The sequence below is a fragment of the Actinokineospora sp. PR83 genome (assembly GCF_021056305.1).
In the GTDB taxonomy this organism is placed as follows: Bacteria; Actinomycetota; Actinomycetes; order Mycobacteriales; family Pseudonocardiaceae; genus Actinokineospora; species Actinokineospora spheciospongiae.
The window spans coordinates 87,551-111,033 of the sequence record NZ_JAJCXD010000076.1; the positions used below are offsets into that span (position 1 = coordinate 87,551).

The 23,483-nt window shown below is 74.0% G+C and carries 21 protein-coding genes; 13 read left to right on the top strand and 8 right to left on the bottom strand.

Features of this window, described 5'->3' with window-relative positions:
* Nucleotides 1-91 precede the first annotated feature (91 nt).
* Together L6E12_RS24760 and L6E12_RS24765 are read right to left on the bottom strand one after the other, a co-directional pair.
* The gene (locus tag L6E12_RS24760; protein WP_236230324.1) at nt 92-385 is read right to left on the bottom strand and encodes a hypothetical protein; all 294 of its coding nucleotides are present in this window, start codon (nt 383-385) and stop codon (nt 92-94) included.
* Nucleotides 382-2,235 (bottom strand): hypothetical protein, encoded by a 1,854-nt coding sequence (locus L6E12_RS24765; RefSeq protein WP_236230325.1) that lies wholly within the window; start codon nt 2,233-2,235, stop codon nt 382-384. Before L6E12_RS24765 ends, L6E12_RS24760 begins: the two co-directional genes overlap by 4 nt.
* A 530-nt stretch (nt 2,236-2,765) precedes the next feature.
* Here L6E12_RS24765 and L6E12_RS24770 point away from each other — a divergent pair.
* Nucleotides 2,766-3,587: a M23 family metallopeptidase gene (locus L6E12_RS24770; protein ID WP_236230326.1), complete on the top strand. Its 822-nt coding sequence runs from the start codon at nt 2,766-2,768 to the stop codon at nt 3,585-3,587.
* A 137-nt stretch (nt 3,588-3,724) separates the two neighbouring features.
* Nucleotides 3,725-4,147, top strand: coding sequence for a serine hydrolase (locus L6E12_RS24775; protein ID WP_236230327.1), 423 nt, complete (start codon nt 3,725-3,727; stop codon nt 4,145-4,147).
* On the opposite strand, the gene pcrA is transcribed toward L6E12_RS24775, so the two are convergent.
* Nucleotides 4,144-6,564 (bottom strand): DNA helicase PcrA, encoded by a 2,421-nt coding sequence (gene pcrA / locus L6E12_RS24780; RefSeq protein WP_236230328.1) that lies wholly within the window; start codon nt 6,562-6,564, stop codon nt 4,144-4,146. The genes L6E12_RS24775 and pcrA overlap by 4 nt on opposite strands.
* Nucleotides 6,565-6,828: 264 nt before the next feature.
* Here pcrA and L6E12_RS24785 point away from each other — a divergent pair, with 264 nt between their 5' ends.
* The 6 genes from L6E12_RS24785 (at nt 6,829) to L6E12_RS24810 (ending at nt 13,271) form a co-directional block, all read left to right on the top strand.
* Complete coding sequence (locus L6E12_RS24785) at nt 6,829-7,146, top strand: chorismate mutase (RefSeq protein WP_374201941.1); 318 nt, start codon at nt 6,829-6,831, stop codon at nt 7,144-7,146.
* A gap of 74 nt (nt 7,147-7,220) precedes the next feature.
* Complete coding sequence (locus L6E12_RS24790; protein WP_236230330.1) at nt 7,221-7,526, top strand: hypothetical protein; 306 nt, start codon at nt 7,221-7,223, stop codon at nt 7,524-7,526.
* 155 nt (nt 7,527-7,681) lie between these two features.
* Complete coding sequence (locus L6E12_RS24795; RefSeq protein ID WP_236230331.1) at nt 7,682-8,797, top strand: hypothetical protein; 1,116 nt, start codon at nt 7,682-7,684, stop codon at nt 8,795-8,797.
* A 203-nt stretch (nt 8,798-9,000) separates the two neighbouring features.
* Nucleotides 9,001-9,921, top strand: coding sequence for a hypothetical protein (locus L6E12_RS24800; RefSeq protein ID WP_236230332.1), 921 nt, complete (start codon nt 9,001-9,003; stop codon nt 9,919-9,921).
* A gap of 223 nt (nt 9,922-10,144) precedes the next feature.
* Nucleotides 10,145-11,479 carry a serine/threonine-protein kinase gene (locus L6E12_RS24805; RefSeq protein ID WP_236230333.1) on the top strand — a complete coding sequence of 445 codons (1,335 nt, stop codon included), beginning with the start codon at nt 10,145-10,147 and terminating at the stop codon, nt 11,477-11,479.
* Between the two features lie 13 nt (nt 11,480-11,492).
* Nucleotides 11,493-13,271 (top strand): serine/threonine-protein kinase, encoded by a 1,779-nt coding sequence (locus L6E12_RS24810; RefSeq protein WP_236230334.1) that lies wholly within the window; start codon nt 11,493-11,495, stop codon nt 13,269-13,271.
* 62 nt (nt 13,272-13,333) lie between these two features.
* Here the strand turns inward: L6E12_RS24810 and L6E12_RS24815 are convergent, their stop codons facing one another.
* Nucleotides 13,334-13,756 carry a MarR family winged helix-turn-helix transcriptional regulator gene (locus L6E12_RS24815; RefSeq protein ID WP_236230335.1) on the bottom strand — a complete coding sequence of 141 codons (423 nt, stop codon included), beginning with the start codon at nt 13,754-13,756 and terminating at the stop codon, nt 13,334-13,336.
* 72 nt (nt 13,757-13,828) lie between these two features.
* On the opposite strand from L6E12_RS24815, the gene L6E12_RS24820 reads away from it, so the two are divergent.
* Nucleotides 13,829-14,614: an alpha/beta fold hydrolase gene (locus L6E12_RS24820; RefSeq protein ID WP_236230336.1), complete on the top strand. Its 786-nt coding sequence runs from the start codon at nt 13,829-13,831 to the stop codon at nt 14,612-14,614.
* Between the two features lie 18 nt (nt 14,615-14,632).
* On the opposite strand, the gene L6E12_RS24825 is transcribed toward L6E12_RS24820, so the two are convergent.
* Nucleotides 14,633-15,523, bottom strand: coding sequence for a LysR family transcriptional regulator (locus L6E12_RS24825; RefSeq protein ID WP_236230337.1), 891 nt, complete (start codon nt 15,521-15,523; stop codon nt 14,633-14,635).
* A 122-nt stretch (nt 15,524-15,645) separates the two neighbouring features.
* Between L6E12_RS24825 and L6E12_RS24830 the strand changes: the two genes are divergently transcribed.
* Nucleotides 15,646-16,533 (top strand): DMT family transporter, encoded by an 888-nt coding sequence (locus tag L6E12_RS24830; RefSeq protein WP_236230359.1) that lies wholly within the window; start codon nt 15,646-15,648, stop codon nt 16,531-16,533.
* Here L6E12_RS24830 and L6E12_RS24835 read toward each other — a convergent pair.
* Nucleotides 16,513-17,196, bottom strand: coding sequence for a response regulator transcription factor (locus L6E12_RS24835; RefSeq protein WP_035278011.1), 684 nt, complete (start codon nt 17,194-17,196; stop codon nt 16,513-16,515). The two genes, L6E12_RS24830 and L6E12_RS24835, sit on opposite strands and share 21 nt — an antisense overlap.
* Nucleotides 17,193-18,506: a PspC domain-containing protein gene (locus L6E12_RS24840; RefSeq protein ID WP_374201942.1), complete on the bottom strand. Its 1,314-nt coding sequence runs from the start codon at nt 18,504-18,506 to the stop codon at nt 17,193-17,195. The genes L6E12_RS24835 and L6E12_RS24840 overlap by 4 nt, the downstream gene beginning before the upstream one ends.
* 108 nt (nt 18,507-18,614) lie before the next feature.
* Between L6E12_RS24840 and L6E12_RS24845 the strand changes: the two genes are divergently transcribed.
* A complete protein-coding gene (locus L6E12_RS24845) occupies nt 18,615-19,835 on the top strand; it encodes a PspC domain-containing protein (RefSeq protein ID WP_236230338.1) in 1,221 nt (406 codons plus the stop codon).
* Nucleotides 19,828-20,037 (top strand): hypothetical protein, encoded by a 210-nt coding sequence (locus L6E12_RS24850; RefSeq protein ID WP_035278005.1) that lies wholly within the window; start codon nt 19,828-19,830, stop codon nt 20,035-20,037. Before L6E12_RS24845 ends, L6E12_RS24850 begins: the two co-directional genes overlap by 8 nt.
* A gap of 153 nt (nt 20,038-20,190) precedes the next feature.
* Here L6E12_RS24850 and guaA read toward each other — a convergent pair whose 3' ends face one another.
* Nucleotides 20,191-21,750 (bottom strand): glutamine-hydrolyzing GMP synthase, encoded by a 1,560-nt coding sequence (gene guaA / locus L6E12_RS24855; protein WP_236230339.1) that lies wholly within the window; start codon nt 21,748-21,750, stop codon nt 20,191-20,193.
* Nucleotides 21,751-22,019: 269 nt separating this feature from the next.
* Between guaA and L6E12_RS24860 the strand changes: the two genes are divergently transcribed.
* The gene (locus L6E12_RS24860; protein ID WP_236230340.1) at nt 22,020-23,477 is read left to right on the top strand and encodes an aldehyde dehydrogenase family protein; all 1,458 of its coding nucleotides are present in this window, start codon (nt 22,020-22,022) and stop codon (nt 23,475-23,477) included.
* The last annotated feature ends 6 nt before the right edge of the window (nt 23,478-23,483 follow it).

Below are 23,483 nucleotides of genomic sequence, written 5' to 3' on the forward strand. Positions count from 1 at the left end.
ACCCTAGCGAGGTCGGTTTTCCGTTGACACGGCACACCCGGTGAGGTAGGTCACGAGTAGTCGTGAGTTCAATCACCAGGCGTGTCGCCGGTCACCCGAGTTCGGCTTCGGCCCAGCTCAGCGCGGTCTCCAGGGTCACCACGGCGATGTCGTCCGCGTCCGCCGCGGCGAGCAGCGCGGCCACCTCGTCGGCCCGCTCGGCGACGGCGACCGCGTCGGCGTCCTCCTGCAGGACGGCGGCCACGACCAGGCCGGGGTCGGCCACCGGTCCGGTGTGGATCACCTCGACGCCCGCGTCGCGCAGTTCCCGCGCCACCGCGTGCACCCCGGCCGGACCCGACCCGGGGGAGCCCAGCTCGGCGAGGACGACCCGCAGCCTGCTCACCGGCGCCGCCGGTGGGGCTTGGCCGCCGCGGCGACCGCGGCGGCCACCAGCAGCGCCGCGGCGGCGGCCAGCGCGAGCCAGGTGCCCGGGCCGGGGGTGGCGCCCTCGGCGCGCGCGGCGGTGAGCGGGTACTCCAGCGCCCGCACGCCGACGAGCAGCGCGGCGCCCAGCAGCAGCGCGGCGCCCCGGGCGGGCCGGGAGAACAGGGCCAGCGCGGTGGCCGCGAGGACCGCGGCCAAGGCGGTGAGCAGCCCCCAGGAGGTGAGCCGGAAGTCGGCCCAGATGCCGGGGGAGACGAAGTCGGGGGCGCGCAGGGCGGGCAGGCCGAAGGCGCCGACGGCGAACAGGGCCGCGGCGGCGGCCGGGGCGGCGAGCACGGGATTGACCTGGCGCCCGGCCGGGTCGACGGCCCCGCCGCCGTCCTGGGCGTCGTCGCGCTCGGCGCTGCCCGCCACCGCGGCGAGCACGGCGGCGACCAGTGCGGCGGCGATCGCCGAACCCGCCGCCAGCGCGCCGGTGCCCGCGCTGATCAGCGGGCTCGCCTCGGTCGCGGTGACCGCGGAGTCCAGCGCGGCGACGCCCGCCAGCGGGACCACCGCGAGGGCGACGGTGAACGCGGGCCGCGCGGCGGCGGCGAGGGCGGGCACGAGGAGCGCCGCGGACAGCACCGCCAGGCCCAGCGCGCCGGGCAGGAACAGCCTGTTGGAGTACTCCACCGGCTCGGGCAGCTCCGGGGGGAGCACCAACTGGCGGCCGAGGTAGGCGATCAGCGCGAAGGCGACCGTCACCAGCCCGACGGCCCCCGCGGCGCGGTGCAGCCCGAGGCCGCCGGTCGCCGGGGCGTCGAAGGTCTTCGCGGAGCTGTCGGGCAGCCGCCTCCCGGCCGCGACCCCCCACGCGACCACCAGCGTGGCGGTCGCGAAGAGCAGTGCGACGACCGGTCCGGGCGCCACGTGCAGCCCGTCGGCGAACAGGCCCGCCGCGACGTTCGGCGCGGCGACGGCCGCGACACCGGCCAGCAGGCCCGTGGGCACCCCGGCCACCACGGAGCGGTAGCCGCTGGTCGCGGCGAACACGGCCGCGAGGGGCAGCAGCACCGCCAGCGCGAACAGGCCGACCCCGGGGAGCACCCGGCCGCCCATGGCGCCGTCGGCCAGCTGGAAGGGGTTGTCGGAGGTGTAGGGCCGGGCCAGCAGCGCGACCCCCGCGAGCCCCCCGAGCACCAGCGCGGCCATCGGCCTGCTGTGCGGCGCCTCGACGCGCTCCGCGCCCGGGTCCTCGGCGCGCTCGGTGGCGGGGTCCTCGAACTCGGCGGCGTAGGGGGTGCCGACCTCGGCCGACCGGTGGCCGAACGCCAGCGCACCGGCCACCAGCCCGAGGACGTGCCCGAGCAGCAGCGGCCACAGGCCCGCGCCCGCACTCAGCGGTTGCAGGCTGTGCACCACGGTGACCTCGGGCCGGGAGGCGTAGAGCGGGTCGACGAGGAACTGGGCGTCGAGCAGCAGCCTGCCGGGCAGCAGCGCGGCGGCGCCGACCAGCACGCTCGCGCCGAACAGCGCCCGACCCCTGGCGAAGGCGACGGCCGCCAGGACCGGGGGCAGCAGGGCGAGCAGGACCAGCAGCGGCAGCGCGGTGAAGCCGGGGGGCGGCGCGTCGGCCACCGGGCCGAGCACCCAGCCCACGACCTGGAGCGCGGCGGCGCCCGCGGCCAGTCCGAGCGCCACCCGGATCCGGGCGGGGGCCTCCGCCCACCCCACCCGGTCGCCCGGGGTGGGGAGCCTGGACGGGTCGACCGCGCCGTCCGGCCGGTCTGGCGCCGCGGTGCCGGGCGCTGGGGTCCGCGAGTTCATCGTCGCCAACGTAGCAATGGGGGCCACCCGGGGCAGTCGACCCGCGCCGCGGGTGCCGGAGAACGCCTACTCGGCGCAACGCCGCGCACGCTCCGCGACGGCGGGGGCACCGGACGTCCAGGGGTTGGTAAGGCGTGGGACCACTTCGTGATCAACGGCGTCCGGACAGGAGTGATCGACGACGCTGCCGGACGCGCGTCTGGACTGATGGTTGCCACCCGAGGGGGCCGATAAACGAGACGCCGGTCACATTGAGCCTGTGACCTCGACTTAACTTTGCGTAGTAATGGCTGCTCGCCAGCTTTTCACGGAAAGCCGCGCCGATTCGACAGGCCGCTTGCTGTTGCCCGGCTCGCCGCGCCACCGTTACTGTCCCCGGGTCCGTTGTCACAGTCCGATCACGAATGGGACAGGGAAGGCATCCAGTCCGCCGACCCGCCCGGGATCCCCCGCCCGGTGTCCGCACCGCACGGCCCGCCCCCGCGAGCCGGGTGTTCGAATCGGCCTCCCCGAAGGCGGAAGGCTAGGTCTTGTCTCGACATCGCACCAACGGTGAGCAGCAGTTCACCGCGCTCGACGAAGCTCTCGAACGTCCCTCGTCCCGAGCTCGCGGCGCTCACCGCATCGCCCCGCCGTCCTCGGCCCTGCGCGGCCGGGTCGTGGTCGCGGCCGTCGCCGTCGGCGCCTTCGCCGCGGCTGCCGCCGGACAGACCCTCCAATCCGCTGCGGCGGGCACCGCCTCCGATGAGATTGTCCCGCTGGCGGGCGTTCGAAACACGACTTCCACGATGGGGTTGGGCGGCGACGCCCGCGGCGCCTCCACCGCCACCCCCGAGCTGCTGCAGGTCGACGAGTCCGCCGACGCGGTCGTCGAAGCCCAGAAGATGGCCAGCACCGAGCGCGTGGTCCAGGCCCGCGACCAGCGCATCGCCCAGCAGAAGGCCGCCGAGGAAGAGGCCGCCCGGCCCAAGGTCGTCAGCCCCGCCGAGGGCACCTTCACCTCCGGCTTCGGCGCCCGCTGGGGCGTCACCCACTACGGTGTCGACATCGCCAACCGCATCGGCACCCCGATCGTCTCCCTGGCCGACGGCGTCGTGCTCGAGGCCGGTCCGGCCAGCGGCTTCGGCCTCTGGGTCCGCGTCCAGCACGACGACGGCACCATCTCGGTCTACGGGCACGTGAACGACTACGTGATCCGCGAGGGCCAGAAGGTCAAGGCCGGTCAGCTCATCGCCCACATCGGCAACCGCGGCCAGTCCACCGGCCCGCACCTGCACCTGGAGATCTGGGACGAGAGCGGCCGCAAGCTCAACCCGGTGCCCTGGCTGGCCGCCCGCGGCGTGCGCCTCTGACGCGGCACTCGGCACCCGCAACACCGCGCCCCGCGCCCGCGGAGCAGTGCCCGGCGCCCCTGTCCTGATCATGGGGACAGTCAACCGCAGGGGTACGACACTTTTCGAACGGATATTCGAGGGCCAGGTTACGGGGCGTGGCCGGCTTCTCCCCCACCCGCCTCGACCGCTGTCGCGCCGGGCTCGCCGACCACGTCGAGCGCGGCTCCGCGCCCGGTCTGGTCGCCCTGGTTGACCGCGGCGGCGAGACGCACGTGCCGATGGCCGGTGGTCTGACCCGCGACACCCTCTTCCGCATCTCGTCGATGACCGAGCCGGTGACGGCGGTGGCCGCGATGGCCCTGGTCGAGGACTGCGCCCTGCGGCTCCGACGGCCCGGTGGACGACCTCCCGCCCGCACCTGCCGGGATCCGGGTGCTGCGCGGGCCGGGCGCAGCAGCCGTGGACCTCACCGACCGGGCTGCCGCTGGTGCACGACGCCGGCGTGTGGGCCTACCAAGCGGTCGTGTGAGCGGTGCCCGCCGCGCCTCCGGAGGGCGCGGCGGGGCGCGGGTGGCTAGAGCTTCACCATCGGGACCGAGCCGATGAGCATCAGGCGGATGGTGCCCGCGGTGCCGAAGTCGATCGTCGCGGTGGTGCGGGGGCCTTGGCCGTCGGTGGCCACGACCCGCCCGAGGCCGTACTTGTCGTGGTTGACCCGGTCGCCGACCTCGAGGGCCAGGGCGGCGGTGTCCTGCCAGCCCCGGGTGGCCTGGCCGCGGGTGCCCCGGGAGCCGAAGGCGGAGCGGGCGGTGCCCCCACCGCCGCCACCGCCCGAGCCGAAGGTGGTGGCGCGGACGGGGCTGGAGCGCTCGGGGCCCAGGCGGCGCCAGTCGAGGAGGTCGGCGGGGATCTCGTCGAAGAAGCGGGAGGCCGGGTTGGTCATGGGCTGGCCCCACGCCGAGCGGACGATGGCCCGGGAGAGGTACAGGCGTTCGCGGGCCCGGGTGATGCCCACGTAGGCGAGCCTGCGCTCCTCGGCCAGCTCGACCGGGTCGCTCAGGGCGCGCATGTGCGGGAAGATGCCGTCCTCCCAGCCGGTGCTGAACACGACCGGGTACTCCAGGCCCTTGGCGGTGTGCAGGGTCATCAGGGTGACCACGCCGCCGGTGTCGTCCTCGTCCGGGACCTGGTCGGCGTCGGCGACCAGGGAGACCCGCTCCAGGAAGGCGGCGAGGGTGCCCGCGGCGGGGCCGGTGGTCTCGATCGGGGCCGAGCCCTCCGGGGCGTCGTCCTCCGGGGCGTCCGGGAGTTCGGTGAACTCGCGGGCGACCGTGATCAGCTCCGTCAGGTTCTCCAGGCGGGAGGCGTCCTGCGGGTCGTCGCTGGCCTCCAGCTCGGCCCGGTAGCCGGTCTGCTCCAGGACCGCGTCGAGGACCTCGGCGACGTCCTGGCCGTCGTCGACGAAGCGGCGGAGGCCGTCGAGGAGTTCGACAAAACCGGCGATGGCCCGCTGGGAGCGGGGGTTGAGCATGGCCACGCGGCCCTCGGTGGCGGCGCGCAGGGCGGTGTTGAACGAGACGCGCTCGCGCTCGGCGTGCATGGCGACGCAGGCCTCGGCGCGCTCGCCGATGCCGCGCTTGGGCACGTTGAGGATGCGGCGCAGGCTCACCGTGTCCTCCGGGTTGGCCAGCACCCGCAGGTAGGCGACCGCGTCGCGGATCTCGCGGCGCTCGTAGAAGCGGACGCCGCCGACGACCTTGTACGGCAGGCCCAGCCGGATGAAGATCTCCTCGAACACCCGGGACTGGTTGTTGGTGCGGTAGAAGACCGCCACGTCGGAGTTGTTGGCGACGCCCGCGTCGACCAGGCGGTCGATCTCGCCCGCGACGAAGTTGGCCTCGTCGTGCTCGTTGTCGCCGACGTAGGCGACGATCTTCTCGCCGTCGCCCATCGCGGTCCACAGGCGCTTGTCGCGGCGGTCCGGGTTGCGGGAGATGACCGCGTTGGCGGCGGTGAGGATGTTCTGGGTGGAGCGGTAGTTCTGCTCCAGCAGGACGGTGGTGGCCTGCGGGTAGTCGCGCTCGAACTCCACGATGTTGCGGATGGTCGCGCCGCGGAAGGCGTAGATGGACTGGTCCGCGTCACCGACCACGCACAGCTCCGCAGGCGGAACCGCGTTTTCCCCTGACCCTGTGCTCTGCTGACTCCCGACCAGCTCGCGCACCAACGTGTACTGCGCGTGGTTCGTGTCCTGGTACTCGTCCACCAGCACGTGGCGGAAGCGGCGGTGGTAGTACTCGGCCACGTCCGGGAAGGTCTTCAGCAGCTCGACCGTGCGCATGATCAGGTCGTCGAAGTCCATCGCGTTGGCCTCGCGCAGCCTGCGCTGGTACTCGACGTAGACCTCGGCGACCCGGCGCTCCAGGTCGTTGGTGGCGTTGCCCGCGGCCGTCTCGGCGTCGACCAGCTCGTTCTTGAGGTTGGAGATGTGCACCGCAAGCGACCGGGCCGCGTACCGCTTCGGGTCCAGGTCCAGGTCGCGGGCCACCAGGGTGATCAGCCGCTTGGAGTCGTCGGAGTCGTAGATGGAGAAGCTCGACGTCATGCCCAGGGTCTTCGCCTCGCGGCGCAGCACCCGCACGCACATGGAGTGGAAGGTCGACACCCACATGGCGTTCGCGCGGCGGCCCACCAGCTCGGCCACCCGCTCCTTCATCTCCGCGGCGGCCTTGTTGGTGAACGTGATCGCCAGGACCTGGCCGGGGTGCACCTGCCGGGCACCGAGCAGGTAGGCGATCCGGCGGGTCAGCACCCGGGTCTTGCCCGAGCCCGCGCCGGCGACCACCAGCAGCGGGCTGCCGGTGTGCTCGACGGCGCGGCGCTGCTGGTCGTTGAGGCCCTCCAGCAGGGTCGCGGGGTCCCCGGGGTGCACGGGGTCCACGCCCGCGCGCGCGGGCGGACGGGGGGTGGCGGGGAGGTCGAAGAGAGCTTCCATCGTGCCGATCACGGTACTCGGGGGCACCGACGAACCGCCGTGGGTGGGCGTTCCTACTCCGTGGGAGGCCGCTCGACCGAATGGCGGATCTGTGCCACGATGTTCGCGTGCTGACCTACGCCGACTTTTTTTACGGGAACCGGACTCCGGCTCCCGCGGTGGTGTAGGAACCCAGACCACCAGGAAGCCCCGGAGTCCACGGACCCGGGGCTTCGTTGCGCCCGGGGTCGGCGGAACTCCACCGAGAATGCCGGAGGCACGGCGATGAGCCCCATGACCGACAACACCCCCGCCCCGTCCGACCTGCCCGACACCGCGAGCCGGGTGGAACTCCCCCAGCCGGAGGAGGTCGCCGCGCTGCGCGACGAGATCGACGACCTGGACCGGGAGATCCTGCGGCTGGTCAAGCGCCGCGCCGAGGTGTCGCGCACGATCGGCGCCGCCCGGATGGCCGCCGGTGGGCCGCGGATCGTGGTCAACCGCGAGATGGACGTGCTGGCCCGCTACCGCGAGCTGGGCCCGGCCGGTCGCACGCTGGCGATGGCGCTGCTCGACCTGGGCCGGGGCAAGCTCGGCCGCTGAGGCCGGGGCGACTTCAGGGATGAATGGGGGGCTTCCCCCATTCCGGTGCCGCGCGACTGGGGCAGACTGGTCGCATGGGTCTCATCGCGCTGATCGTGGTCATCGTCGCCATCGTGGCCGTCCTGGGCAACGTCGGGTACCTGGCGCTGCTCAACTCCGCCGCGGGCAAGCGGGGCGCCAGCGGCGCCGCGGTGTCGCAGTACGTGCGGTCGCGCTGGCCGGTGGCCGGGGTGACCACGGCGGGTGCCGCGCTCGCCTGGCTGCTCTCCGGCGGCGACGGGTTCGCCGACGTGCTGGCGGTCGTCCTGGGTGCGGCGTCGGCGGCGGTGGCGGGCAAGTCGCTGTCCACCACGATGGAGCGCTACCGCAGCAACTCCTGACACGCCGCGTCCCGATCAGACTGGGAAATTCACTCGGAAGCGTGAGCTGACCAGCGAGAACGGGGTGCGGAGGAAAACCCTCGGCAACGACTTAGGCTGGCGCTCCTGCCGGCCGGGGTCGCCCTGGCCGGACACCGACCGAGGAGTCCGCGCGCATGGCGAGCACGGGGGAACGGGGCAGGCACCGGCTGACCGAGGCGGAGCCCGCGTGGCCCGAGGACGACCGGGCCGACGAGGTCGACGGCTGGCCCGGCGACTGGGCCGGACCGACGGGCGACTGGCCCGACGAGGTGGGCGGCTGGCCCGACCGGGCGGACGACTGGGACGACGGCGTGGCCGTCTGGACCCCCGGCGCGGACAGCAGGGCCGACCGGGCGGGTGACCGGGTCGACCGGACCGGCGCCGACGCCGACACGGTGGTGCTGCCGCTGCCGGTCGTGCTGCTGCCCGAACCCGCCTCGCGCCGCGACGGCCCGGCGACCGGGTTGGCCAAGTTCGACCTGGGCACCATCCCGGCGTCGGTCACCCCGCCGCGCAGCTGGCGGCGGGCGGCCTGGTTCTCGGTGAGCGCGGCCATCCTGGTGGTGGTCGGCCTGTCGTTCGCTGCCGTGGTGCTGATGAGCGCCCCCCGCGACCCCGGCCAGGTGGACGCCCTGCCCGGCCTGCCCAGCGGTGAGCCGCTGCAACCCGACGCGCCCACGACGGCCGACCGGGGGCCCGACACGGTCCGGGAGAACCCGACGACCTCGCCGACCCCGTCCACGGGCAGGCGGAGCCGGTCGGCGGTCCCCACGGCGTCCGCCCCGGCCGGGGACCAAGCGGACCCCGCGGACCCGGCGGACCCCCCCGGCCCGGCGGACCCGACGGTGACCGCGCGGCCCAGCGCCACCGCGAGCAGGCCCACGAGCGGGCCGGTGGAGCCGTCGCGCACCACGGTGAGCAGTGCGGCGCTGCTGTCCGCGCAGACCGACCCCGGGGTCATGGGCGACCGCACCGAGCAGTACTTCCGGCAGGTGGTCGAGGACGCCGCCGCCGCCTACGCGCTGACCTCGGGGTCGCTGCGGCAGGCCGGGCCGGAGGCGATCGAGCAGCGCTACGCCTCGGTCGAGCGGATCGAGGTGACCAGCATCGAGATCGACCCGGTGCGGTCCACCACCCGGGCGTCGCTGCGGGTGGTGGGCAAGGACGGCAGCGTCACCGAGATGGAGCGGGAGCTGACGTTCAGCGCGGGCTCGAACCCGAAGATCATCGCGGAACGGCCGGTGTCGTGAGCAGCCCGGAGACCGGTCCGATTGGTCCGAACGCCACCATAACGACGTCATCAATGCGTCACCCTGCGTAACTATTGCTCTTTTAGGGTGAATCCGATCGCTAGCTATTTTCTCGATCGGGTGAAGAGCCGAGAAAGGGTGGTGGGAAGCCGTCCAGTTCCGGTACGAGTTCCCGAAAGCCACCCGAGCGGAGGAAAGCGGCAGTGGACCGTCCGAAGACCGGCACGCCCGGCAGGCGCCGCCTGCGCACCGGTTCGGTCCGCGTCACGGAGCTGATCGGCGGGCGCCGGATCCGCATCCCCGAACCCGCCGCACCGCCCGCGGGCGAGAACGCGCGCCCCCGGCCGTCGGTGATCGACGGCCCGGACGCGCTGCGCGGCCCGGGGGCCGGTCCCGCCGACGACCAGGCCACGGTGCGGTTCGACCGCGTCCGCGTCGGCGACACCGACACCTTCGAGATCGCCCCGGAGGTGAGCGCGCCCCCGGTCAGGTCCTCCCGGGCCGCCAGGGTGGCCCAGGCCGCGGTCCTCGGGTTGGCCGTGGCCGCGCTCTGCGGGGCCGTGGCGGTCGCCGCCGTGGTCACCAGGCAGCGCACGACCGACAGCGCCGACAACCGCCCCAGCCTGCAGATCACCGGCGAGCGGGCGCTGCTGCCGGACCGGTTCGTCGCCGCCTACACCGACACCGGGCGCAGGGCCCGGATCGCCCCGCCGACCACCGCGGCCGCGCCCGACCGCCGGGTCGTCGCCCGCACCACCGACGCGCAGGGCTCGACCAGCCCGGCGAACAGCATGCCCGCGGCGCGGCCGGTGGTGTCCCCGCGCGACGTGGTGCTGGAGTTCTACCGGCTGGTGCCCGACGACCCGTCGGCCGCGTTCGACCTGGTGGCGGGTGCCGCGCTGGGCACCAGCCGGGCGGAGTTCACCGCCGCGTACCGGGCGGTCCGCGAGGTCAGCGTCGTGTCGGTCGAGGCGGGTGCGGCCGGGAGTGGCGAGGTCCTGGCCGTGGTGGTGCTCACCCTCGACGACGGCTCCGCCCTGCGGGTGCGCCAGCTACTGACGGTGAGTGGAACGGCTCCGCAGCGCATTTCCGGCGCCGAGCTGCTCGCAGTGCAGCCGCAGTAGCCGGGCGATTGGTCTCGGACACCGGCCGATTGTGACAATATGTAGCCGTTGGCCAGCAGGCTCGCCCGCGCGGGACTGCGTTCATGCGCGGTGCGTGAGCGCCTAGCCTGGAGCGGTCGGACACCCGGCGCCGGTGGTGCACCCGCGTGCCGGGCGACCGCGTGCCGTGAGACTGAGACGTAGCGCCCGCCATCCCCAGCGGGCTAGGGAGGTTCCGGTCGGGATGAGCGATGAGGGCCGGCTGGTAGCCGGGCGCTACCGGCTGGAACGACGCATCGGTGCCGGTGCCATGGGTGTGGTGTGGCAGGCGCTCGACGAGCGGCTGAACCGCACGGTCGCGGTGAAGAAGCTGCTGCTGCCCCCCGGCCTGCCGCCGGACGAGGCCGACGAGGCGGTGGCCCGCTGCAAGCGCGAGGGCCGCATCGCCGCCCGGCTGCACCACCCGAACGCCATCGCGGTGTTCGACGTGGTGGACGAGGACGGCGCCCCCTGCCTGATCATGGAGTACCTGCCCTCGGACAGCCTGGCGATCGCGCTGAACGAGCGCGGGCCGCTGCCGGTGGCCGAGGTGGCCAGGATCGGCGCGCAGGTGGCCGCCGCGCTGGCCGCCGCGCACGCGGCCGGGATCGTGCACCGCGACATCAAGCCGGGCAACATCCTGCTCGGCGACGACGGCTCGGTGAAGATCACCGACTTCGGCATCTCCCGGGCCACCGACGACGTCACGGTCACCAAGACCGGGCTGATCGCGGGCACCCCGGCCTACCTGGCACCCGAGGTGGCCGTCGGCCGCGAGCCCTCGGCCGCCTCCGACGTGTTCTCCCTGGGGTCGACGCTCTACGCCGCGGCCGAGGGCGAGCCGCCGTTCGGGCTCAGCGAGAACACCCTGGGCCTGCTGCACGCGGTGGCCTCCGGCAAGATCAACCCGCCGGTGCAGTCCGGACCGCTGACCGCCGTGCTGGTCTCGCTGCTGGCCCTGGAGACCGAGGACCGGCCGTCCGCGGCCGAGGCCAGGGACCTGCTCGCCGCGGTGGCGCGCGGGGAGGACCCGGACGTGCCGCCGCCCACGGTCGCCGTGGCCGCGGCGGCGGTGCCCGACGAGGCGACCAGGGTGGTCACCTCGACCGGCCCGACGTCGGTGGTGCGCAGGCCGGGTACGGTCGCCACGGCACCGCCGCCGGTCAAGTCGCACAAGCCGCTGGTGTTCGCCAGCGCCGGGGTGGCGGCGATCCTGGCCGTGGGCACCTGGCTGGTGCTGACCCGGGGGGCGCCCGTGGACCAGCCGGACACCCCGGCCAAGGTCGACAACCCGCCCGCGTCGACGTCGGTGTTCGCCCCGGTCACCACGACCACCCCGCCGGAGCGCACCACGCGGCCGGTCCAGCGGACCACGACCGCGGCGCCCACGACGACCGCAGAGACCACCACGACCGCCGAGCCCACCACGACCACGACGACCCCCAGCAGGCCGACGACCACGGTGGAACCGACCACGACCACGCAGGCCGAGACCACCACGACGACCGCCGCGACCCCGACGCAGGCAGACGCACCGTGAGCCAGGAGCCCCAATGACCAGCGAGCAGACCTTGGTCGCCGGGCGGTACCAGCTCGGCGCGCGCATCGGCGCAGGCGCCATGGGCGTGGTCTGGCAGGCGCACGACCAGCGGCTGCACCGCACCGTGGCGGTCAAGCAGCTCCTGCCGCAGCCCGGTGTCAGCGAGGAGCTGAACGAGGAGGCCCGGCTGCGCGCGATGCGCGAGGGCCGCATCGCCGCCCGGCTGGCGCACCCGAACGCCATCACCGTCTACGACGTGGTCGAGCACGACAACGAGCCGTGGCTGGTCATGGAGTACCTGCCGTCGAAGAGCCTGGCCGGGGTGCTCAACGAGCGGGAGACGCTGCCGCCCGCCGAGGCCGCCCGGATCGGCGCGCAGGTGGCCGCGGCGCTGGTCGCCGCGCACGCCGCCGGGATCGTGCACCGCGACGTCAAGCCCGCCAACGTGCTGCTCGGCGAGGACGGCAACACGGTCAAGATCACCGACTTCGGCATCTCCCGCGCCACCGGCGACGTCACGGTCACCGCGACCGGGATGCTCGCGGGCACGCCTGCCTACCTGGCGCCCGAGGTGGCCAAGGGCGAGCAGCCGACGTCGGCGGCGGACGTGTTCTCCCTCGGTTCGACGCTCTACACCGCGGTCGAGGGGCACTCCCCGTTCGGGCTGAGCGAGAACACCCTGGCGCTGCTGTACGCGGTGGCCGCGGGCAAGGTCATGCCGCCGCGGCAGGCAGGCCCGCTGACCGCGCTGCTGATGCAGCTACTGCGCGCGGACCCGACCGAGCGGCCGACGATGACCGCGGCCAAGGAGGCGCTGACGGCGGTGGCCGAGGGCAGGCCGCTGCCGCAGGCGGCACTGGCCCACCAGCGCACCGAGCCGTACGCCAAGCCCGCCCCGCGCCCCACCCAGGCCGCGCCGATGCCCCCGATGGGCACCCCACCGGGCGGCCTGGCCGCGGGCACCCCGCCGCAGGGCCACCCCGGCACCCGGCTGGACGTGCACCCGTTCACCGAGCCCAAGCCCTCGGGCTCGATGGCGGCACTGCGCCACCAGGACCAGCAGCGCCACCAGGACCAGCAGCCGATGCGCGGCGCGCAGCCGATGCCGATGCCCCCGCGCACCAACGGCCGCCCGCCCGCGGGCAACCCGGCCGTGGGCAACCGCAGACCCGCGGGGCAACCCCCCAAGCGCAAACCCGCCCCGGCGACCGCCCCGGCCAAGCGCGACACCAGGACGATCGTGCTGACGGTGCTGGCGATCATCGCGGCGATCCTGGTGGGCATCCTCGGCGCGAGCCTGGTCAACGGCGGCAAGAACAACTCCGGCGCCCCCGGCCCGCAGGTGGCCCCGGAGACCTCGGCGCCCGCCACCACCAAGCCGACCGCCCAGCCGGTCACCACCGCCGCCAAGAAGACGACCACCACCACCGCGGCGCCCACGACCACCACCGCCACCACGACGACGCAGGCAGCCCCCTCGGCCGGGGACTACGAGGCGGCCGTGCGCAACTACTACGCCTTCCTCCCCGGCAACCCCGAAGGCGCCTGGGCCCTGCTGAGCGAGAAGGCGCAGAAGAAGTCCGGCGGCTTCGAGAAGTTCAAGAGGTTCTACGACCGCATGACCGCGGTCCGCCTGGAAAGCGTCCAGACCGACGACGACGAGGTGTCGGCGGTGATCGAGTTCACCCCCAAGGACGGCAGGGTGTCCCGGGAGCCCTACGTCTACAAGGTCTCCGAGGACGGCGGCACCTTCAAGATCGACGACTACGACCAGGGCTCCCGCCGAGGCTAGGCCGCGTTTCGAAAGCCCGTGTTCGCGATAGCCGCGCCGGATGCGGGAACCCCCGCCCGCGGTCAGCGCGGCTCGGCGTGGGCGGCCTTGATCAGGAGTTCGTGCAGGACGACCCGCTCGGCTTCGGTGAGCGCGCCGACGGAGTCGGCGAGGACCGCCTCGACGACGGCCGCCCCCGCCTCGCGGGCGCGCTCGCCCTCGTCGGTCAGTTCGTGCCGGGTGGCCCGGCCGGGGCCGTCCGCTCTCCTGAGCAGGCCCCGGTCGACCATCCGCTTGGCGAGGGCGCCCATCGACTGGTCGGTCTGGAAGGTCAGCTCCGCCAGCGCGTGCAGGGTGGCGTCCGGCCGGTCGCGCAGGTGCCGCAGGACGTCCCACTGCACCAGGGAAAGCCCCGCGTGCGCGGACAACCGGCGATTGGCTTCCCGGTGGTGCCGCCACTGCAGCCGCTTCACCGCGAGCCCGATCTCCTGAAGCGACGGTGGCACCGATCCAGCGTATCCCACCACCGGCGGACTCCTCCCCTTGCAAACTAAGCAGACTTATATAAGCTTACTTACATGAGCATCTCCATTCCAGCGGGCAGCCCCCGCGTCATCAGCGCAGCGCTCGCCGACGGCCTGGGTGCGGTCACCGTCGAGGACCGCGACCGCACCCGCTCCTTCCTCCTCCTGCACGGCGGGGGTGGCCCGGCGACGATGACCGGGTTCGCCGAACTGCTCGCGCAGCGCACGCGCTCCCGCGTGCTGACCCCGACCCACCCCGGCTTCGCGGGCACGCCGCGGGTGCCGGGCGTGGACTCCACCCGCGCCCTCGCGGCGGCCTACGTCGACGTGCTCGACGACCTCGGGCTCAGCGACGTCACCGTGCTCGGCAACTCCTTCGGCGGCTGGCTGGCGGCCGAGATCGCGCTGCTGGGCAGCCCCCGGGTCAGCGGCGCGGTGATCGTCGACGGCATCGGGGTCGAGGTCGAGGGGCACCCCGTGACCAGCGTCGCCGGTCTCACACCCGCCGACCTGCGGGATCTGTCCTTCCACGACCCGCGCGCAGCACCCGCGCCCCCGGCGGCGAGCGGGACCGGACCGAGCCCGGACATCCGGGCGCTGGTCTCCTACACCGGCCCGACCATGTCCGACCCCACCCTGCTGGACCGGCTCACCGCCCTCGGCCACTTCCCCGTCCACGTCATCTGGGGCGAGAGCGACGGGATCGTCAGCCCCGAGTACGGCAAGGCCTACGCCGCGGCCATCCCGACGTCGACGTTCACCCTGCTCCCCCGCTCCGGCCACCTGCCCCAGGTCGAGACGCCGGAAGAACTCCTCGGCGCCCTCCTCGACCTCGGCTGACCCCGGGCACCGACAGCCCTACGCGGCAGCAGCCCGCAGGGCGTCCAGCAGACCGCGCAGCGCGGGCTGCGGCTCAGCGGACTCCCGCACCGCCGCGAAGATCGCCCGGATCGGCTCCGGTCGCCGCACCGGTCGCACCACCACCCCCGCGTGCCGGTTGCCCAACCCCATCCGCGGGATGAGGCACACCCCCAGCCCGGCCGCCACGAACCCCTGCGCCGTGGCGTAGTCCTCGCTCTCCACCACGACGTCCGGGGAGAACCCGGCCGCGGCGCAGGCGTCGAGGACGATCCGGTGGCACGGCCCGGACGGGAACTCGTTGCCCACCCAGGGTTCCTCGGCGAGGTCGGCCAGGTCCAGGCACCGCTTGGCCGCCAGCCGGTGCCCGCGCGGCAGCACCACCCGGTACGGGTCGTCGAGCAGGTGGGTGAGCACGACGCCGCGCGGTGGTTCCGGTCGCGGGTGGATGATGATCGCCAGGTCGGCGCGGCCCTCGGCCACCTCGGGCAGCGGGTCCTCCGGGTCGATCAGCTTGAGGTCGACGCGGACGCCGGGGTGTTCGGCGCGCAGGGCGGCGAGTGCGGGCGGGACCAGGGCGGCGCCCGCGGTGGCGAAGCAGCGGATGGCCAGGTGCCCGGTGCGGCCCGCGCGCAGGTCGGCCAGGGCGGTCTCGGCCTCGGCCAGGTGCCTGCCGATGATCGCGGCGTGCTCGGTGAGCAGCCGCCCGGCGGCGGTGGGGCGCACGCCGCGGCCGACCCGCTCCAGCAGCGCCGTGCCCGCCTGCCGCTCCAGCACCGCGACCTGCTGGCTGACCGCGGAGGGCGTGCAGCCCAGGTTCGCGGCCGCCGCCGTCACCGACCCGCTGGTCACCACCGCCCGCAACACCTGCATCCGCCGCACGTCGAGCATGTAGCGGAGCTTAACGGTTCGTGCACGACAATTCGCTTGTCCTGTCGGAAGAGCTGCGGGAGCGTGGTGAGCAGACCACGGAGGAGGCAGCGGTGACCGGCGGACGCGCGACCCTGGTGCGGATGGGGGTGCTGGCCCTGCTGTGGGGGTCGAGCTTCCTGTGGATCAAGCTGGCGCTGGGCGGCCTGCCACCCGCGTGGATCAGCGCGGTGCGCTGCGTGCTCGGGGCGCTGGTGGTGCTGGGGCTGTGCGCGTGGGGTCGGCACCGGCTGCCGGGGTCGCCGCGGACCTGGGGCCACCTGGCGGTGGCGGCGTTCTTCGGCAGCGCCCTGCCGTTCCTGCTCTTCGCCGTCGGCGAGCTGACCGTCGACTCCGGGGTCGCGGGGGTCATCAACTCCACGACCCCGCTGTGGGCGCTGCTGATCGGGATCGTGATCGGCACCGACCGCGGCCTGTCCCCGGTGCGGCTGGGCGGGCTGCTGGTGGGCTTCGCCGGGACGGTCCTCATCTTCGCGCCGTGGCAGGCCACGGGCCTGGCGAGCTGGGGCGCGGTGGCGATCCTGGCCGGGGCGGCCAGCTACGCCGTCGCCTACGCCTACGTGGCCCGCAAGCTCTCCAACCGCGGCACGTCCCCGATCGCCCTCTCCGGCGCCCAGCTCACCGCCGCGGCGGCCATGGGCCTGCTCACCCTCCCGTTCAGCGACACCGACTCGATCTCGCTGACCCCCACCGTCCTGGTCGCGATCGGCGTCCTGGGCGTCCTCGGCACCGGCGTGGCGTTCGCCATCAACTACCGCCTGATCGCCGACGAGGGCGCCACCCAGGCGACGACGGTCGGCTACCTGCTGCCGGTGGTGTCGGTGCTGCTGGGCGCGCTGTTCCTGCACGAGCCGCTGAACGCCAGGGTCGTGGCGGGGATGGTCGTGGTGCTCGCGGGCGTGGCCATGACCCGGTTCCGGCCCCGCCCGGTGCCCGCCCCGGCCCCCGTCCTAGACCAGGCGGCGGTCTGAGGCCCAGCGGGACAGCTCGTAGCGGTTGGAGAGCTGGGTCTTGCGCAGCACGCTCGACACGTGGGTCTCCACCGTCTTCACCGAGATGAACAGCTCGGAGGCGATCTCCTTGTAGGCGTAGCCGCGGGCCAGCAGCCGGAGCACGTCGCGCTCCCGGGGGGTGAGCAGGTCGAGTTCCGGGTCGTTGATCGGGGCGGCGCCGGGGCGGTCGGCGAAGGCGTCGAGGACAAAACCGGCCAGCCGCGGGGAGAACACCGCGTCGCCGTCGCGGACGCGCTGCACGGCGGTGGCGAGTTCGGTGCTGGAGATGGTCTTGGTGACGTAGCCGCGGGCGCCCGCGCGGATGACCGCGATGACGTCCTCGGCGGCGTCGGAGACCGACAGGGCCAGGAAGACGACCTCGGGGTTGGCCTTGCGGGCGCGGCGCAGGACCTCGGCGCCGCCGCCGTCGGGCATGTGCACGTCGAGCAGCACCACGTCGGGGCGGTGGTGGGCGATGCCCGCGACCGCCTCGCCGACGCTGCCCGCCTCGCCGACGACCTCGACGGCGTCGGTGACGGTGTCCAGCTCGGCGCGGACCCCCGCGCGGAACATGCTGTGGTCGTCGACCAGGTAGACGCGGACGGGGGGCTTGGCCGGGGCGGCCTGCTCTGGCTCGGTCATGGGCTCACTTTCGCGCGGGGCATGTCCAACTGGACCTCGGTGCCGTCCCCGGGTGCGGTGCGCAACCGGATCTCGCCGCCGTTGCGCTCCATCCTGCCCCGGATCGAGTCGGCGAGACCGTGCCGGTCCTCCGGCACCGCGTCCGGGTCGAAGCCCCGGCCGCGGTCGCGGACGAAGACGGTGACCTTCTCCGGTTCGACCTCGGCGTAGACCGACACCTCGCCCACCCCGGCGTGCTTGGCGGCGTTGACCATCGCCTCGCGGGCGGCGAGCACCGTCGAGACCAGCCGCTCGTCGAGTTCGCAGTCGCCGACCACCACGTGCTGCACCTTGATGGCGAAGCTGTCCTCGACCTCCCCGGCGGCGCGCTCGAAGGCCGCGGCCAGCGTGCCGTGGTCCATGCCCTCGTGCAGGGAGCGCCCGTACCCGGAGGGGCCGTAGAGCCAACTACGTAGCTGCCGCTCCTGGCCGCGGGCCAGGCGCAGCACCTCGCGCGGGGCCTCGGACTGCTTCTGGATGAGGGCCAGGGTCTGCAACACCGAGTCGTGCAGGTGCGCGGCGATCTCGGCGCGCTCCTCGGTGCGGATGCGGGCGCGCCGCTCCTCCCCCAGGTCGCGGACCAGCCGCAGCCACCACGGCACGGTCAGCACAGCCACGCCCGCCAGCGCGGCCAGCACCGCGAGCAGGGCGAACTGGAACTGGTCCAGGCCGATGCTGCGCAGCAGGAAGATCACGATCCCGGCGACCACCAGCAGCGCCCCCGCGGCCACCCGGACGCCGCCCGCCCGGCCCCCGCCGAGCACCGCGCCGGTGACCCGGCGCCGCTGCGCCTGGTCGGCCTCCCGCCAGACCAGCACGGCCCCCGCCAGCGCCACCCCGATGCCGCCCGCGATCCAGCCGCTGACCATCCCGGACAGCGTGCCTGCCCCGACCGCCAGCCCCGCCCCCACGGCGACCAGGCCGAACGCCTGCTGCCGCTCCCGGGGGGACACGGTCGGCCCCTCCAGGTCCGACGGCGCCTGCGCGCCCGCCACCCACAGCAGCCCGTACGCGGCGATGCCCGCCCCGCCCAGCGCCGCGAGCAGCGCGAAGGTGATGCGCACCCACAGCACGCCCACGCCGAGGTGGTCGGCGATCCCCCCGGCGACCCCGGCGATGGCGCGGCCGTCCCGGCGGCGGTAGAAGCGGACCTCGTCCGCCACCGCCACCGCGTCGGGTGCCGAGCGCTCGATCTCCGCCTCCGGTGTCGTCTGCTCCTCGAGCCGCGTACTCACACCGAGGATGCTCACACACCGCCCCCGGCGCCACATCGGGGTCGGACCCTGATGCGGGTTCAGGGTCGGTCCCGGATGTGCCCGGCGGCCCCGCCGACCAGAGTATTCACCGTGAGTGGGAAAACGACAGAGCAGGACAGCAGCGTGGAGGACACGCTGAAGGACTTCTGGGCGACCCGACCGAGGAGGCCCCGCCGGGGGCGCAAGGTCGCGGGCGTCGCGGCGGCGATCGGGGAGCGCTACCGCATCGACCCCGTCATCGCGCGGGTGGGCTTCGTGGTGGCGGCCATCTTCGGCGGCGCGGGCGTGGTGCTCTACCTGCTGGGGTGGCTGTTCTTCCCCGAGGAGGGGGACGAGACCTCACCGGCGGAATCGCTGCTGGGCAAGGGGCGCAGCTCCACCTCGCAGCACGTCACCATCGGCCTGTGCATCGCGCTGATCCCGGCGTTCAGCTGGTTCATCGACAACGACGCCACCACCTACATCGGTATCGCGGTCGTGGCGGGGATGCTGTTCCTGCTGCACCGCAACCGGTCGCACCTGGGCGCGGTGCCGACCGCGCGGCCGGAGCAGACCACGGAGTCCTCCGAGTCCCACCAGGTCTTCGGGGCCGCTCCGGCGCAGCAGACCGCCGACGAGCCGGTCCAGCCGACCGGTCCGCCCGCCTGGGACCCGCTGGGTGCCGCGCCCTTCGCGTGGGACCTGCCCGAGCCCAGCCCGGCCGCACCGGAGCCGCACGCCCCGGTGCAGCGGGAGCGGCGGTCGAAGGCGGGTGTGATCACCCTGGCGGTCGTCGTGCTGGCCGCGGGGGTGGCGGCGGCGATCGGCCCGAGCGACGCGGGCTGGTTCAGCCCGCGCCACGTGGTGGGCCTGCTGCTGGCGGTGCTGGGGCTGGGCATGGTGTTCAGCTCGTTCACCCGCAGCGGGCGCGGCCTGATCGCGCTGGCAGTGCCGCTGGCCGGGATCGGCATCGCGCTGACGGTGTTCTTCCCGCAGGGCATCCGCGCCGACGGCATCGGGGAGATCAACGCCAAGCCGACGACGCTGGAGGAGGTCCAGGCCGAGTACCGGCGCAACATCGGCTCGCTCGACATCGACCTCACCGCCCTGCCCGCCACCGGGTCGGTCACCACCGAGGTGCACGCGGACGTGGGCAGCGTCGTGGTCCGGGTGCCCGCGAACGCGGACGTGGCGGTGCGCTGCTCGGCCGGGGTCGGCACGGTGACCTGCCTGGGCGCGGCCATGGACGGGACCTCCCCGAACGTCGACAAGACCGACTTCGGCGCCGACGGCGAGGGCGGGCTCAAGATCGATCTGGTGGCGGGCGTGAACGGCCCCGGGAACGTGGAGGTGCGGCGTGGCTGAGCGCGACGGGGTCCGGCGGGGGCCGGACGTGCTGGTGCTGATCGCGGGTCTGCTGACCCTGGGGGCCTCGGCCTTCGTGCTCACCGACGGGGCGAGCTGGTTCCCGGCGGTGGACGGGCGCTGGTTCGTCGCGGGGGTGGCGGTGCTGGTGGGGGTGGCACTGCTGGCCTCCGGAAGGGGCCGGGGGCGCGGGGGGTGCTGACCGGGATGCGGCTGTCGGCGTAGGGGCGCCGACAGCCGCACTCCCCTGCTCACGGGGGAACCGCTCACACGACGGGGAAGGACCCGGCCGGAGATTCGGCCGGGTCCTTCCCCGTCTCAGCACTGTCCCGGCACTACCGGCCGGGCGGTGGCGCTACTCCCACTCGATGGTGCCCGGGGGCTTGCTCGTCACGTCGAGGACCACGCGGTTCACGTCCGGGACCTCGTTGGTGATCCGGGTGGAGATGCGCTCCAGGGTCTCGTACGGCAGGCGGGTCCAGTCGGCGGTCATCGCGTCCTCGCTGGACACCGGGCGCAGCACGACCGGGTGACCGTAGGTGCGGCCGTCGCCCTGCACGCCGACGCTGCGCACGTCGGCCAGCAGCACCACCGGGCACTGCCAGATGTCGCGGTCGAGACCGGCGGCGGTCAGCTCCTCGCGGGCGATGGCGTCGGCGGCGCGCAGGACCTCCAGGCGCTCCGCGGTGACCTCGCCGATGATGCGGATGCCCAGGCCGGGGCCGGGGAACGGCTGGCGCTGCACGATCGTCTCCGGCAGCCCCAGCTCGGTGCCCACGCGGCGCACCTCGTCCTTGAACAGCGCGCGCAGCGGTTCGACCAGCTCGAAGTCGAGGTCTTCCGGCAGGCCGCCGACGTTGTGGTGGCTCTTGATGTTCGCCGCGCCGGTGCCGCCGCCGGACTCCACCACGTCCGGGTAGAGGGTGCCCTGGACCAGGTAGCGGTACTTGTCGCCACCCGCCTCGGCCTGCAGGTCCAGCTCCGCCTGCTCGAAGACGCGGATGAACTCCCGACCGATGATCTTGCGCTTGCGCTCCGGGTCGGTCACCCCGGCCAGCGCCGCGAGGAACCGCTCGCGGGCGTCCACGGTCACCAGGCGCACGCCGGTCGCGGAGACGTAGTCGCGCTCCACCTGGGCGCGCTCGCCCGCGCGCAGCAGACCGTGGTCGACGAACACGCAGGTGAGCCGGTCGCCGATGGCGCGGTGCACCAGGGCCGCGGCCACCGCGGAGTCCACGCCGCCGGACAGGCCGCAGATGGCCCGGCCGTCACCGACCTGGGCGCGGATCCGCTCCACCTGCTCGTCGACGATGGAGGCGGTGGTCCAGCGCGGCGCCAGGCCCGCGACGTCGTGCAGGAAGCGGCGCAGCACCTCCTGCCCGTGCGGGGAGTGGCCCACCTCCGGGTGGTACTGCACCCCGGCGAAGCGGCGCGCGGTGTCCTCGAACGCCGCGACCGGGGCACCGGCGGAGGACGCGGTGACGGTGAAGCCCTCGGGGGCCTTGGTCACGCAGTCGCCGTGGCTCATCCACACCGGGTGCCGGGCGGGCAGGGCGTCGTGCAGCACCCCGCCCTCGGCGCCGAGGTCGGTGCGGCCGTACTCGCGGGTGCCGGTGTGCTCGACGGTGCCGCCGAGCGCGCCCGCCATGGCCTGGAAGCCGTAGCAGATGCCGAACACCGGCACGCCCGCCTCGAACAGCGCCGGGTCGACCCGCGGCGCGCCCTCGGCGTAGACGCTGGAGGGGCCACCGGACAGCACGATCGCCGCCGGGTCCTTCGCCAGCATCTCCGCGACCGGCGTGGTGTGCGGCACGACCTCGGAGTAGACCTGCGCCTCGCGCACCCGGCGGGCGATGAGCTGCGCGTACTGCGCGCCGTAGTCCACGACCAGGACGGGCTTGTTCTCGTCTGACATGTGATGACTCCGCTTTCCCCGGGAGCAGGCGCACGAGCAGGACCCCACTCGGCACACAGCAGCCCAGCACTGTGTGCCGACCGGTCCCTCCCTGGGTTTCTCTCCCGGAGATGCCTGCCGGTGCCCACGTCCACACCGGTTTTCCGTGACGCTCGAACCAGACCCGCACCCGCTCCGGGAGCGGCGGAACCCTAGTCACCACCGTCGGTCAGCCACCGCCATCGTAACTTGGCGAGCTTCCCGGCGGGGTCGGGCCTACGGTTGTCGGTATGAGCGTCGAAGAACACGCCGTCGTGGCCAAGCCGCGCCCGTTCTGGGTCGCGGGCAAGGCGGAGAGCAGCGAGGACACCTTCGAGGTGCGCCACCCGTACGACGGGACCGAGGTCGCCGCGGTGTCGGTGCCCTCACCCGATCAGGTGGAGCGGGCGGTCGCCGCGGCGACGGCGGTGGCCAAGGAGTTCCGCTCGACCCCCGCGCACGTGCGCGCCGCCGCGCTCGACCACGTGTCGGCCGCGCTGGCCGAGCGGATCGAGGAGATCGCCGAGACCATCACCGCCGAGAACGGCAAACCGCTGCGGTGGGCGGAGGTGGAGGTGCACCGCGCGGTCTCCACGTTCCGCTTCGCCGCGGAGGAGGCGCGCAGGCACGTCGGCGAACTCCAGCGGCTCGACACCGACCCGGGCGGGGAGGGTCGGCTCGGGGTCATCCGGCGGCGCCCGCGCGGGCCGGTGCTGGCGGTGGCGCCGTTCAACTTCCCGCTGAACCTGGTCGCGCACAAGGTGGCGCCCGCGCTGGCGGTCGGCGCCCCGGTGATCGTCAAGCCCGCGTCGGCCACCCCGCTCTCGGCGCTGCTGCTCGGGGAGATCCTGGCCGAGACCGACCTGCCGGAAGGCGCGTTCTCGGTGCTGCCGGTGCGCGGGTCGGCAATGTCCACGCTCATCGAGGACCCCCGGCTGCCGGTCATCTCGTTCACCGGCTCCACCGGCGTCGGCTGGGGGATCATGGACTCGGCGCCGCGCAAGCACGTGGTGATGGAACTGGGCAGCAACAGCGCCGCCATCGTCTGCCCGGACTGGACCGACCTGGACCTGGCGGCGACGCGGATCGCCACCTTCGGCAACTACCAGGCCGGGCAGTCGTGCATCGCGGTGCAGCGGGTCATCGTGCACCGGTCGGTCGCCGGGGAATTCGTGCCGAAGCTGGTGGCCGCGGTCGAGGCCCTGCGCACCGGCGACCCGCACGACCCGGAGGTCGAGGTGGGCCCGCTGATCGACGAGGACAACGCCGAGCGGGTCGCGGGCTGGATCGCCGAGGCCGAGGCCGCGGGCGCGAAGGTCCTCACCGGCGGCACCCGCGACGGCGCCACCGTCGCCCCCACGGTGCTCTCCGACGTCCCCGCCGACGCCAAGGTCTGCCGCGAGGAGGTCTTCGGCCCGGTCCTGGTCGTGTCGACGGTCGACTCGGTCGAGGAGGCGTTCGAGCAGGCCAACAGCACCGACTACGGCCTCCAGGCGGGCGTGTTCACCCGCGACGTGCAACTGGCCTTCCGCGCCGCCGCCGAACTGGAGGTCGGCGGCGTCGTCATCGGCGACGTCCCGTCCTACCGGGCCGACCAGATGCCCTACGGCGGCGTGAAGGGCTCCGGCACCGGCCGCGAGGGCATCCGCTCGGCGATGGACGACTTCACCGAGGAGCAGACGATGGTCCTATCGGACCTGCTGCTGTGACCGGCA

What these genes read in the sequence shown, in the direction of transcription:
- guaA (WP_236230339.1), bottom strand. Translation starts at nt 21,750, where the DNA reads ATGTCAGACGAGAACAAGCCCGTCCTGGTCGTGGACTACGGCGCGCAG.
- L6E12_RS24785 (WP_374201941.1), top strand. Translation starts at nt 6,829, where the DNA reads ATGAGCCCCATGACCGACAACACCCCCGCCCCGTCCGACCTGCCCGAC.
- L6E12_RS24835 (WP_035278011.1), bottom strand. Translation starts at nt 17,196, where the DNA reads ATGACCGAGCCAGAGCAGGCCGCCCCGGCCAAGCCCCCCGTCCGCGTC.
- L6E12_RS24830 (WP_236230359.1), top strand. Translation starts at nt 15,646, where the DNA reads ATGGGGGTGCTGGCCCTGCTGTGGGGGTCGAGCTTCCTGTGGATCAAG.
- pcrA (WP_236230328.1), bottom strand. Translation starts at nt 6,564, where the DNA reads ATGGAAGCTCTCTTCGACCTCCCCGCCACCCCCCGTCCGCCCGCGCGC.
- L6E12_RS24820 (WP_236230336.1), top strand. Translation starts at nt 13,829, where the DNA reads ATGAGCATCTCCATTCCAGCGGGCAGCCCCCGCGTCATCAGCGCAGCG.
- L6E12_RS24795 (WP_236230331.1), top strand. Translation starts at nt 7,682, where the DNA reads ATGGCGAGCACGGGGGAACGGGGCAGGCACCGGCTGACCGAGGCGGAG.
- L6E12_RS24805 (WP_236230333.1), top strand. Translation starts at nt 10,145, where the DNA reads ATGAGCGATGAGGGCCGGCTGGTAGCCGGGCGCTACCGGCTGGAACGA.
- L6E12_RS24860 (WP_236230340.1), top strand. Translation starts at nt 22,020, where the DNA reads ATGAGCGTCGAAGAACACGCCGTCGTGGCCAAGCCGCGCCCGTTCTGG.
- L6E12_RS24765 (WP_236230325.1), bottom strand. Translation starts at nt 2,235, where the DNA reads ATGAACTCGCGGACCCCAGCGCCCGGCACCGCGGCGCCAGACCGGCCG.
- L6E12_RS24840 (WP_374201942.1), bottom strand. Translation starts at nt 18,506, where the DNA reads ATGTGGCGCCGGGGGCGGTGTGTGAGCATCCTCGGTGTGAGTACGCGG.
- L6E12_RS24790 (WP_236230330.1), top strand. Translation starts at nt 7,221, where the DNA reads ATGGGTCTCATCGCGCTGATCGTGGTCATCGTCGCCATCGTGGCCGTC.
- L6E12_RS24825 (WP_236230337.1), bottom strand. Translation starts at nt 15,523, where the DNA reads ATGCTCGACGTGCGGCGGATGCAGGTGTTGCGGGCGGTGGTGACCAGC.
- L6E12_RS24810 (WP_236230334.1), top strand. Translation starts at nt 11,493, where the DNA reads ATGACCAGCGAGCAGACCTTGGTCGCCGGGCGGTACCAGCTCGGCGCG.